The organism is Oligoflexus sp. (assembly GCF_035638955.1).
Lineage (GTDB): Bacteria > Bdellovibrionota_B > Oligoflexia > Oligoflexales > Oligoflexaceae > Oligoflexus.
Genome location: NZ_DASQYZ010000254.1, coordinates 33,561 through 45,755 on the forward strand (window position 1 = coordinate 33,561; position 12,195 = coordinate 45,755).

10 protein-coding genes are annotated in these 12,195 nt (G+C 53.2%); 1 reads left to right on the forward strand and 9 read right to left on the reverse strand.

Annotated features, from left to right (window positions below; translation table 11 throughout):
• Window positions 1-58 precede the first annotated feature (58 nt).
• From VE954_RS23810 to mnmG, 9 genes are all read right to left on the reverse strand, one after another.
• Window positions 59-1,330: an acetyl-CoA C-acetyltransferase gene (locus VE954_RS23810; protein WP_324957488.1), complete on the reverse strand. Its 1,272-nt coding sequence runs from the start codon at window positions 1,328-1,330 to the stop codon at window positions 59-61.
• A 10-nt stretch (window positions 1,331-1,340) separates the two neighbouring features.
• Window positions 1,341-1,805 (reverse strand): PaaI family thioesterase, encoded by a 465-nt coding sequence (locus VE954_RS23815; RefSeq protein WP_324957490.1) that lies wholly within the window; start codon window positions 1,803-1,805, stop codon window positions 1,341-1,343.
• On the reverse strand, window positions 1,802-2,374 hold the full coding sequence (locus VE954_RS23820) for a TetR/AcrR family transcriptional regulator (RefSeq protein ID WP_324957492.1): 573 nt from the start codon (window positions 2,372-2,374) through the stop codon (window positions 1,802-1,804). Before VE954_RS23820 ends, VE954_RS23815 begins: the two co-directional genes overlap by 4 nt.
• Before the next feature lie 126 nt (window positions 2,375-2,500).
• On the reverse strand, window positions 2,501-3,421 hold the full coding sequence (locus VE954_RS23825; RefSeq protein ID WP_324957494.1) for a pirin family protein: 921 nt from the start codon (window positions 3,419-3,421) through the stop codon (window positions 2,501-2,503).
• Window positions 3,422-3,433: 12 nt separating this feature from the next.
• Window positions 3,434-3,862 carry an OsmC family protein gene (locus VE954_RS23830; RefSeq protein WP_324957496.1) on the reverse strand — a complete coding sequence of 143 codons (429 nt, stop codon included), beginning with the start codon at window positions 3,860-3,862 and terminating at the stop codon, window positions 3,434-3,436.
• A 151-nt stretch (window positions 3,863-4,013) separates the two neighbouring features.
• Complete coding sequence (locus VE954_RS23835) at window positions 4,014-6,803, reverse strand: TonB-dependent receptor domain-containing protein (protein ID WP_324957498.1); 2,790 nt, start codon at window positions 6,801-6,803, stop codon at window positions 4,014-4,016.
• A 200-nt stretch (window positions 6,804-7,003) separates the two neighbouring features.
• Complete coding sequence (locus tag VE954_RS23840) at window positions 7,004-7,477, reverse strand: methylated-DNA--[protein]-cysteine S-methyltransferase (RefSeq protein WP_324957500.1); 474 nt, start codon at window positions 7,475-7,477, stop codon at window positions 7,004-7,006.
• Window positions 7,474-8,880 carry an Ada metal-binding domain-containing protein gene (locus tag VE954_RS23845; protein ID WP_324957502.1) on the reverse strand — a complete coding sequence of 469 codons (1,407 nt, stop codon included), beginning with the start codon at window positions 8,878-8,880 and terminating at the stop codon, window positions 7,474-7,476. Before VE954_RS23845 ends, VE954_RS23840 begins: the two co-directional genes overlap by 4 nt.
• 55 nt (window positions 8,881-8,935) lie before the next feature.
• Window positions 8,936-10,786, reverse strand: coding sequence for a tRNA uridine-5-carboxymethylaminomethyl(34) synthesis enzyme MnmG (mnmG, locus tag VE954_RS23850; RefSeq protein WP_324957503.1), 1,851 nt, complete (start codon window positions 10,784-10,786; stop codon window positions 8,936-8,938).
• A 287-nt stretch (window positions 10,787-11,073) separates the two neighbouring features.
• Between mnmG and VE954_RS23855 the strand changes: the two genes are divergently transcribed.
• Window positions 11,074-12,189, forward strand: a complete 1,116-nt coding sequence (locus VE954_RS23855; RefSeq protein WP_324957505.1) for a Glu/Leu/Phe/Val dehydrogenase dimerization domain-containing protein — start codon at window positions 11,074-11,076, stop codon at window positions 12,187-12,189.
• Window positions 12,190-12,195 lie beyond the last annotated feature (6 nt).

Sequence of the window (12,195 nt, forward strand, 5' to 3'; positions counted from 1 at the left end):
CTATGACCGTGATGGCTGAAGCCGGGGAAGAAATTCCCCGGCTTTTTTTCTTTTGTATTTACGCTTCGAAAATGGCCGCAACACCCATACCACCAGCGGTGCAGATGGAAATCAAGCCCCGACCCTTGCCTTTTTGATGAAGGAGTTTAGCGAGCGTAGCCGCAATCCGGCCGCCGGTAGCGGCAAAGGGATGGCCGATCGCAAGACTGCTGCCATTGACATTGATCTTCGTCGGATCAATGCGACCAAGCGGTTCCGATCGTCCCAGCGTTTCCTTACAGTAGTTTGCGTCTTCCCAGGCTTTAAGAGTACAAAGAACCTGACCGGCAAACGCCTCGTGGATTTCATAGAAATCGAAATCCTGCAGCTTCAGATTGTTCCGTTTCAAAAGCTGGTTCACGGCCAGCGTCGGTGCCATCAAAAGTCCTTCGCCACCCACAAAATTCACCGCCGCTGATTCCGCATCGACAAAGCGCGCCAGTGCTTGCCAGCCGCGTTCCTGAATAATTTTATCGGAAGCCAAAAGAACCGAAGATGCGCCGTCAGTCAACGCGGAGCTATTGCCGGCCGTCAGGGTCCCATTCTCGCGATCAAACGCCGGTTTGAGTTTGGCCAGCTTATCGAGGGTGGTGTCTGCCCTTAAAATACCATCAGCCTTGACCCCCGCCACCGGTACGATCAGATCATCAAAAAATCCCTCGGCCTTGGCTCGGGCTGCTTTCTGATGGCTTTCATAGGCAAACTGGTCCTGGGCTTCGCGACTGATGCCCCAGGCTTTCACCATAAGTTCGGTATGCTGGCCCATGGATAAACCTGTCTGTGGCTCCACAACCGCAGGAATACGGGGTTTGAAATTGTCTGGCCGCAACGTCATCGCGGCTTTGATTTTCTCGAGCACAGTTTTCGCCTGCGGCAGGTTCAGAAAAAATCTTTGCAGATCCTGCTGCAGCTCCAAGGGCAGATCACTGTTGGTGTCAACGCCTCCGGCAATGCCGGTTTCGATCTGCCCCAGCGAGATTTTATTGGCGATCTGAACCAGAGCTTCCAGTCCTGTCCCACACGCCCGTTGAATATTATAGGCCGGTGTATTCGGATGATAGCCCGCGCGCAGAACAGCCTCACGGGCGAGGTTCCAATCACCCGAGCTGTTCATGACCGCGCCTAGAGCCACGTCGCCGACGATCAACTTGTCCAGATTGTAGCGCTTGCGCAAAGCCTGAAGAGTGGCAATCATCAGTTCAATGCGTTCGAGATCGTTAAAGGCACCCATGGACTTCACGAAAGGGGTCCGGATCCCACCAACAATAAAACTATCACGCAGGTTTTTCATCGACGCCTCCTTATTTCACTTTGTCTTTGGCAACGATCATGGACTGGGCTGTGGCCTTGCAAAGCAGTTGACCCTGCTTATTTTTAACGGTGGCTTCCATATAGAGAATCGTACGGGTTTTGTTGATCACTTCCGCTTCGATTTCCACGTATTCGTCCTGCTCCAGAAAAGGTCGCAGGTAGGTGACACTCAGCTGCAGGGTGACCACCGGTTGACCGGCGCACATGTAAGACAGCGGTCCCATCACATCATCAATACCAGCAGCGATAAAGCCGCCCTGCATCAAACGTATGGGGTTGGTCATATTCGCATTGTAGGGCATGCGGGCGCGCAGCATGCGGCCTTCTTCGTGGCCCGTATACTCCAGCTTCAAGGTTAACGACGACGGTGGCGGCAGGACGAGATCAACGCCAAAGGCTGCGAATTTTTCTCTCATGCCTGCTTGCAGATTCAAAACGTCTTGATGGATATTCATGGTCTCACCTCCAATAAATTACGAATTTGAGCCTGCATGGAAAGAATGCGATCGGTATCCTGATGGAGGCGCGCCAGATGCTGAACGCCAAATCCAAGGGATTGAATGATATGCGCCGTCTGCAAGGGGTCCAGGTCAGTCCGAAAATGTCCGGCGCGAATCCCTTTTTGAATCAGATCCACCAGCCAGGCTTCCTGAAATCGAGTCATGTCCGTTAAAGCTTTGCGCATGGATATCGGCAGCGTTTGAAATTCAGCGGACAGAACTGTCAGGGGACAGAATTTATTTTGATCCCTGGCGAACTTGCTGAAGATACGAAAGAGGCCTTCAATTTGATCAATGATGGGATCATTTTTATGTTTTTCAGCCCAACGTTCGAAATCATGACGATAGTGGGCGATCATCTCCAGGCCCAGTTCCTCTTTGGAAGCAAAGTGCGCATAGAGGCTGGGCTTCTTAATACCGATGCGATTGGCAATGTCCTGAAAGCTGAAGCCATTGAAGCCGAGTTTTTGCAATAAACTCCGCCCTTCCTCGATGGCTTCGCGTCTTGTTTTGGATTCGACCACGGTCCTCCCTCCCCTTCCATAGACTACCTATCGGTAGGAAGGTAGCCTACCTTGAGGTAGGCGGCCAGTGATATCTATTTATTTTATAAATTTCAGCTACTTATTTCGATATCTGTGATGGTCATTTCAGGACTCGGGAAGGGGAATAAACTCCAGGTCATCGCCCGGAATCGTAGCAAAGCGGCCCTCTTTCCAGTCTCGTTTTGCCTGCTCAATTCGCTCGTTAGAGCTCGATATAAAGTTCCACCAGATAAACCGGGGGCCATCAAGCGGAGCACCGCCCAGCAAAACGAAGCGAGCATCGGCATCAATGCGGAGCTCGATTGATCGATTTTTTTTGAAGATGATCATCTGGGGGCGATCGAAGATTTGATGACCATGACTGACCGTCCCAGACAGGAGATAAAGGGCCCGTTCTTCATAGTCGTTGGGAAGGTGGACACGACTGCCGCCTTGAGCTTCGACATCAATATAGAACATCGGCGAATAGGTTCGTACAGGTGATCGATGGCCATAGGCTTCACCAATCAAAACGCGTGCGATAAAACCTGGACCTTCGAGGCGCGGCAACTCACTTTGGTCGTGATGATGAAAAGCCGGTTCGATCTCTTCAAAGGCCTTGGGAAGTGCCACCCAAAGTTGAATACCGTGAGCCGATCCCCCGCGTCGACGTTGCTCAGGATCGGTCCGCTCGGAATGGACAATCCCGCGGCCAGCGGTCATCCAATTGATATCGCCTGGACGTACAACCTCCTCGGAACCGAGACTGTCACGGTGAATGAATTCACCTTCAAAAAGATAGGTGACCGTGGCCAGCGCAATATGAGGATGCGGCCTGACATCCATGCCTTCACCGGGCAAAAATTTTCGTGGCGACATATGATCGAAAAAAATAAAAGGGCCGACAGTTTTTCGGCCAATGGCCGGCAGAATACGAGCCACGGCAAAGCCACCCAAGTCCCGGGCTCGTGGTTGAATCACCATCTCAATACCGTCTTCACTGGATATTGAATCGCAGGCAGGTTCCACAGTAGGCATCCAACTCATGGGGTATCCTCCTTAGACAAGGCGGGTGTTGATGATAATGTCTGATGTCAAAGTCCGATGGATAGGACAGCGGTTGGCAATATCCAGAAGTCGTTCATGCTGTTCGGCCGACAGTTCACCGATCAATTGGATGTCACGCTCAATCTGATCTTTCTGTGGGGCTCGCCCACCTTCGGCCACAGGTTCACCCAACGATACCTTGGCATGTTTCAGCTGCACGTGAACAGATTGCAGAGGCCAATTTTTCCGCCGGGCATAGGCCGACACTGTCATGGATGTGCAGGTACCCAGGCTGGCCAGAAGAAGGTCATACGGCGAAGGTCCCGTGTCTGTTCCACCATCATCAAGGGGCTCGTCGGCCACAAGACGATGCGGCCCCATCTGGACATCCTGAACAAAGCTGGACGATTTACCCTTAACGATCACCGTATTGCCGGACATGGTCCACCTCCCCATCAGGTTCAGAGCAGCATTTTTCACGGCCTACTTTTACACCCGGCGATCCGGGTCGCAAGTCCGGCGAATCCAACGCCAATAAAAAAACCCATGGTTCGAAAACCATGGGTCAGGCTTTTGGATCTGATGAACGAACTTAGAAGCTTTGTGTCACGCGAGCAAAGTAGCTACGACCCACATACGAGTAGAGTGACTGGGAAGCCACATCTTCCGTACGGGCGGAGTTACCATCATACACACCACCAATGGTGTTGAGGATGTTGTTAACGCCGAGCTGCAGGCCGGTGTTGCCAATCAAAGTCGCGAATACAGCGTCAAACTCTGTATAAGGACTGACTTTGGCGTCTCGACTGAAGTCTGTAGCCAATTCTGGATCGGTGCTCATGCGGGCGATCGTACGACCGGCAAGAGCCAGCGAGTTGTCACCGTAGGCGGCACCAACCGAATTGTTCCAACGCCACTTGGGAACCCCGAGGTAACCAACTTTCTGGCGCAGGGGAGTCTCTTCGTTGTCGGCTTCCTTGCGGGAAAGCGTGCGTGAATACTCGGAGCCGACGTTAAAGCGGTACTTGCCGGCATTGATCTGGTATCTGGCTTCCGAAATCACCGCGCGCACTTCTGTGCGACCCATGTTACGGGTAGGAACGCCGAGGCTGGTGATCACACCTTGCTCATTCACGCGTACGCTGTTGGCACCGAACACCGTACCATCTTCCGTACTGCCCGCGTTGTTTTCGTACCAGGTGTCCACGATGCTTTGCAGATCGTCGTTACCGAAGGTCTTTTTCAAACTGATGGCATGATAGTCGGAAATCAGAGTGAGGCCTTCGATAGGTTCAAGAATCACACCAGCCGAATAGTTGGTGCCTTGCTCAGGATCAAGATCGGGATTACCGACGGAATCAATATAGATCTGGTGGACAGGATTGGAACATGGACGACCGTTGGCTTTTTCGTTGTCACACCAGGCCTGGTCTTCCAGACTGATATAGCCGCCGCCGCCTTCCTGATGCAGATAATCAAGGTTCGGAGCTTTGAAACTGGTCGCATAGCGACCGCGTAGAGCCACACCCTGAACAACCTTAATCTTGGTTCCCAGACCGTAGTTCACAGCATCACCGAAGTCGCTGTAGTTGTCGAAGCGCACAGCGCCTTCCACATCCACAAAGGTCGCGACGGGAGCCGCAAATTCCGCTGCAACCGCACGCGATGTGCGCGAGCCTTCGCCGCGATTCGAGTAGGTACCGGCATAAAGAGCCAATTTCGCGCTGTTTTCAGCGATATCACGGGAATCAGGAGTTTGCTTGAAGGTTTCCTGAGTCGCCTGCACACCGATACTGACAGCCAAGGGGCCGCCTGGCAATGTGGCAATCTGACGATCGATAAAGGCATCCCAGGTGGTATTGTCGCTGAATTCCTTGGCTTTCAAATCCACGAAGATGGAACTGAAGTCCGCCGTGTTACGAGCCGGGTCGATCGGTATGTACTGGGGATCCGCACCGTTCACAAGACCCAGATTATTACTGTTGAAATAAAGGCTATGCAGGGCTTCGGAGTTCCGATATTTCTGGCCGATGCGATCCACCTGGCTCGACGTATACGAAAGACCGGTTTGAAGGCGCCACCCGCCTAAGACTTCGCCTTCGACCTTGGCCGACGCGACGGAGTTTTTATAGTGGTTGACTTGCGTACGATCGACAGCTTCGGCGACAGGAGCATAGAGCTGCACATAGTCAGTCTCATCGTCGATCGCAAGGCCAAGCGATCGGGCTTTACCAGCACTCAGGATCACGGGCGCCAGAGAAACAGGATCGGTCGACATGTAGTTGGCGCGACCCGAGTTCGAGGTGTTCTTGCTATCACTGTAGTTCAGAATCCCGTTCAGACTCCAATCCGAGGTGAGAGCCGTATTCAGAATAACAGACCCGTAAAATTCTTCTTTTTTCGGGGTCAATTCGAAGGGGACATCCTTGCGCAGACCCGTACAGTATATATCATTCGGTGTACTGGGGTTGATCGTTTGTTGTAATTCCACAGGACAGTTGGCGCTGGGGCGCATGGTGCCGCGAACGATTTTGCCATTCACTTCGGTCAAAGGACGGTAGGAATAGGTTCCAAGTTCAGCCGCAGTATTCAGATACTGGTACGCAGGATCGTTGGCAAACGACAGATCTCTCTTACGCTTGTCGATCGGATCGCGCTGACGACCACCCACCGAAAGAATCAGGTTCGAATCATCACCCAGGGACAGTCCCGTGGTGGCTACGGCCGACCGCTCGGTGCCGCCGGCATCCTGGGGTACGCTAGCGAAAAGAGAAACTTCCGAACCGCGGAATTCTTTTTTCGTGATGATGTTGACCACACCACCGACCGCATCGGCACCGTAGACAGCGGAAGCGCCGCCAGCCAGAACTTCGATACGCTCAATCACGCCTGTGGGAATATTATCAACGTTGACCGATCCCAGCCCTGGCAGGGTGGGAATCCGGCGACCGTTCAAAAGGACGAGAGTACGGGCGGCGCCAATACCCAAAAGATCGATCGTGGCAGCACCGGAAGATACATAGCGACTGCCGCCGGAAAAGTTACCGGTCGGGCTGGTGGCAGCGGACTTACGGAAGAAGTCACCGACGCTGGCCGCACCGGATTTTTCGAGTTGTTCTTTCTCAACGATCACAACAGGAGCTGCTGTTTCGACATCGACGCGCTTCAGACGCGAGCCGACAACTTCCACGCGCTCGCCGTCTTTCTTGTCCTTGGCCTTCTTCCTGGCCTCACTTTCTTTGACCGTCGCAGCATCAGGAGTCGTCTCAATAGCTGTACCAGTACCTTGTGCCATCGCGCTGTTTTGGCAAAGCAGAAGTGCCAAAGGCAAGGAAACGCGTAGCATCCATCCCGAAATCGGATTCGAAAGTTCGTGCCTCATAGAGGGTATCCTTCTATTAGAAAAGCTTAAGACCTCCAAGCGATAGCAAAGCCACGCCCCTAGCGCAACCGAGTACGCACGGAAAACTGGTCACGTGGCCAAATTTTATTTCAAGGTGATCACGCGGTTCGTGAACTGTGGCCTTTTTCCTGAACTCAGAAAAGTTAGAGGCAACGGATTCACTCAATCAGGTCAAAACCTTAAAGCGATTCCAGGCTCAGGAGCCAGCTCTTGCGGTCCAATCCCCCAGAATAGCCGCCCAGACTGGCATTGGAGGCGATCACGCGATGACAGGGAATGATCAGCGTGAGAGGATTTTTTCCATTGGCCGATCCGACCGCGCGACAGGCTTTGGGACGCTTGACCCGGATTGCAAGTTCCTGGTACGAAATGGTTTGACCATATGGAATCTGGCGCAATTCATTCCAAACTTCCCGTTGAAACGCAGTCCCTTGGGGCGCCAGGGTTACATCGAATAGTTTGCGTTCCCCGTTCAAATAGGCTTCGATCTGTTCAGCGGCTTCCAAAAGATGCTGCGCTGCAGGCACCATCGTATGATCCTTTAAAAAAGGACTCGGCTGCTCCTCCCAGTGAACTCCGCAAAGCCCCTCTTCTGACGCAACCAAAAAGAGTGGTCCCAATTTGCTGGTAATCTTAAGCTGGAAATAACTCATGGCTTGCCTCCTTTTTTTGCGAGCATGGATCTGGCATAGTCCCGCCAAAGTATTTGAGTCAGATAGGATCGAAGCGACATCCAAAGGTCTTCCTCGTGCCCGCCTGCTGCAAGAGCCCGCTGAATGACGAGGTCTTTGCGCGGAAAAGCATCAGCATCCCCGAGACATCGCATGGCAATCAGGTCCACCGTCCAGGGTCCAACACCGGGTATCGACATCAGCATCTGACGCGTTGCCGACAGGTCCGCCATGCGCGAGAGGACCACACTTTTTTCATGAATCAAACGTGATAAACCTCGGACAGCTTCGGCTTTTTGTCGAGTCAGCCCGATGGCCTCGATCTCTGTGTTTTTAAGTAGCTCAGGCGAAGGAAATGCGAAAACCTCATCATCTGTCAGTCGATGTCCGTAGGTCGTCACAAGTCTTTGCATCAGCTGCCGGGCGTGCGTGGTGGAAACGAGCTGCCCGAGGATAATGCCAACCGCGACTTCGAAGGCATCAAAGCATCCTGGGATACGAATGCCGTTCGGCTGCAGAGATGAATTGTGCGGCAGATCACTGGGATTGTGATCCACATCAAAAAGATGCCGAAGACGCGCGATCAGCGGCCGCAGCTCGAGCAGATTGATATTGTCAAAGGCCACCAGGAGCGCCTGATCCGAAAACGTCACACACAGGTGGCCTGGGGCACGCTCCGGTCGAGGGATAAAGCGGGTATAAGACGTGTCATCGACCCGTTCCACGCCATAGGTTTGATGCCGCTTCAGAAAGGCCAGCATATGAGCCCAATCATAAGGCTTACGCACAGACAGCCGGAGCTGAAGTCCAGGTGATGACGTCGGCGGCGAACGCCGGCGAAAATCCGAAGGCGGCCGTTGATAGAGGGCTTTGAAAGCTTCATTGAAGCGGCGGATCGATTGAAATCCCGAAGCAAAGGCAATTTCTGTCAACGGCCGATCGGTCTCGACAATCAATTGCCGAGCCAGATGCAAACGGCGATTGACCATAATGTCCAAGGGAGAAGCACCGAGATGTTCGGTAAAAAGTCGCCGCAGATGACGATCGCTCATACCGAGCGTGGCCGACAGCGTTTCCACAGTCACCGCCGCATCGGCTCCTTCCTCCATCAAACGCAAAGCCCGGGCCACGGAAACACCGGTTCCTTCCCAACGCTGACTGCCGGGCGCAAGGTCGGGACGACAGCGCAAACAGGGCCGATAGCCGGCCTTTTCCGCCTCAGTGGCGCTTTTAAAAATGCAGATATGCTCGGGTTTGGGACGCGCCGGGCAGATGGGTCGACAGTAGATCCTGGTCGTGGTTACACCCCAGTAGAATCGTCCGTCGTAGCGAGGGTCCCGGCGTTCAATGATTTTTCTATAATTTTGGTCGTCTATTGTTCTCATGAGCGCATCCTACGACAGCCAGCGCCGAAACACTGGCGGTTTTCGGACCTGGTCGCTACACCGTGATATGAATGTGCAAAATCTGGATGGCCGCCGGTGTCAAACCGGAAATTCGGGACGCCTGACCCAGGTTGTGCGGACGATGTTTCTTCAGCTTTTCAACGACCTCACGGCTCAGGCCGGAGACATTTTCAAAAGCAAATTCAGTTGGAATCTTAACCCGCTCCAGCTGCTCGGTACTGCGGATGGCCCGCCGCTCGCGATCAATGTAGCCTTCATATTTGATTTCAATTTCAAGACGACGCAGGACCGCACGATCAAAGTTGGCCAGCATCGGAACATGCGGCACCAGATCGAAAATCGAGACCTTGGGTTTGCGTAAAATGGCATCCAGGCGGGTTCCGATATTATCCTTGGCGTCCAGGTATTCCGCGGGCAATTGGAAGGGCCCAATGGCTGTGTTTTTCACCAGCTCCTGCAGCTCTCCCAAAGAATTCTGCCGGCTGATGAAGCTGCTATAGTCATCATCTTTGACAAGGCCCATAGTCCGACCGATTTCAGTCAGACGCAAATCGGCATTGTCTTCCCGCAAAAAGAGACGATGCTCGGCGCGGGACGTGAACATCCGATAGGGTTCTTGCGTACCTTTGGTGACAAGGTCATCCACCAGAACTCCGATATAGGCTTCGGCCCGGCTCAGAATCAGGCCTTCCTGATCCGCGGACTTACGTGCCGCGTTGATACCTGCCATCAAACCTTGGGCCGCGGCTTCTTCATAACCGGTCGTGCCATTGATCTGCCCAGCCAGGAAAAGGCCGCTCAGTTTTTTCGTTTCCAGAGTCGCGCTCAACTCAGTGGGATCGACGAAATCATATTCAATGGCATAGCCTGGACGAATAATTTCGGCATTCTCCAAACCACGGACGGTGCGGACAAATTCCAACTGCGCGCGCAGGGGCAGCGAGGTGGAAAGACCGTTGGGATAGACCTCGCAGGTATCATAACCCTGAGGCTCCAAAAAGATTTGATGTTCATCGCGGTCGGCGAATTTCACAACCTTGTCTTCAATGGACGGGCAGTAGCGTGGACCGATGCCGACAATTTCACCACTGTAGAGCGGCGATTCACTCAGGTACTTTCGAATCACATCATGCGTACGGGTGTTGGTGTACGTGATATGCATGGGAATCAGAGGCTGGGTGATGGCCTTGGTTGCAAAACTGAAAGGGATGATGTCTTCATCAGAATGCTGCGCTTCGCACACCGACCAATCGATGGTCTTGCCATCAAGACGGGGTGTGGTCCCGGTTTTCAGGCGACCCACGCGGAATCCGAAATGACGAATACATTCCGCCAGACCTACGGACGGCGCGTCACCAGCGCGCCCTGCGGAGATTTTTTGATTGCCAATATGAATCAGGCCGTTCAGAAATGTGCCCGTGGTGATCACTACCGTACGACTGATGAACTTACCAAAAAGGCGCGTTTCCACGCCCACGACAGAAGGTGTTTGACTGTCGTTGTCAATTAAAAGGCCCTCAACACTATCCTGGCGTATATGCAAATTGGATGTATTTTCGAGGGTGTGTTTCATATAGCGGCGATAGAGATCCATGTCCGCCTGAGCGCGGGACGACCAGATGGCTGGACCTTTTTTACGGTTCAGAATGCGATACTGGATGCCGGTTGCGTCGATGGCCTTGCCCATTTGCCCGCCCAGCGCATCGATTTCCTTGACCAGGTGACCCTTGGCAGTCCCACCAATCGCGGGGTTGCAGGACATGGCAGCAATGCGATCCACAACCTGAGTCACCAAAAGAGTCTTACGGCCCATGCGTGCCGCTGCCAGAGCAGCTTCACAACCGGCGTGGCCTCCGCCTATCACAATGACATCAAACTGCGTCATGATATACCTTTCTTGTCCTGCCTGAGTCGTGGATTTTTTGCTTGTCAAAAGACCCAGTGCACGGAAATCTGGTACTAACTTAATAAGTCAAACAAGACAAGAACAGATGCGCTCAAACCCCAGCTGTATGCGGTGAGCGAAGCTTACATCATGAGCTTTACGCCTTATTTTCAAGGGCTTTGGCTCACTTGCTATTTTCAGACCCTTCGAGTATTTCTGTGTGCTCATGTACCCGCGTAGGCTGATTTGAGCTGCAAATCATACCCAGGACAAAAAGGAAGGATAGGATGGCTATTTTTGAAGATCTAACCACCATGGGTCACGAACAGGTTGTCTTCTGCCATGACAAAACAACAGGGCTGAAGGCCATAATCGCTATTCACGACACGACCCTGGGGCCAGCGCTTGGTGGTTGCCGCATGTGGGATTACAAGTCCGACGAGGAAGCGCTGCGCGATGTGCTGCGTTTGTCCAGGGGTATGACCTACAAAAATGCAGTGAGTGGATTGAATCTTGGCGGTGGCAAGTCGGTGATCATCGGCGACCCCAAAAAAATAAAAAGTGAAGCGCTGTTCCGGACTTTCGGGCGCTTTGTGGATAGTCTCGGCGGACGTTACATTACTGCGGAAGATGTGAATATCCGCGTCAGCGATATCGAACAGGTCGGTCTCGAAACAGCTTACGTTTCGGGTGTCAGTTCGCGCGCTGGCGGCTCGGGCGATCCTTCGCCGGTGACGGCCTGGGGTGTTTTCCAGGGCATTAAAGCTTCTGTGAAATACAAATTGAATAAAGATAGCTTGAAAGGCGTCAGCGTCGCGATTCAGGGCGCTGGTGCTGTCGGTTCCCACCTGATCGAGTATCTGGTGAACGAAGGCGCGAAAGTCCATGTCGCCGATATCGATCCGGAGAAGGTGAAAGCCAACGTGAAGCTGTACGGCGCAGAAGCCGCTCAGTTGCACGAGATTCATAAGCTGAACGTGGATGTGTTTGCGCCCTGTGCTCTGGGTGGTTTTTTGAACGATCAAACCATTCCCGAAATCAAGGCCCCCATCGTGGCCGGTGCTGCCAACAACCAGCTGCTGGATGAAGGCATTCACGGGGCCATGCTGAAGGAACGCGGTATCCTGTATGCTCCGGATTACGTGATCAATGCCGGTGGCGTGATCAACGTTTACCAGGAGCTCTCGGGTTACGATGCGGAAGTCGCCAAGAAAAAGGCGAGTGGGATCTATGATACTCTGTTGGCGGTTTACAAGCAGGCTGACGAGCAGCAGATCACCACCAACGCGGCCTCGAACGTGATTGCGGAACAACGCATTCAGTCGGTCAAGGCCATGAAGGATCTGCGCAATACCATGAATAATCAGAACTGGGTCCAGGGCAACCGCGGTCGCGGTCGCTGATCAAGT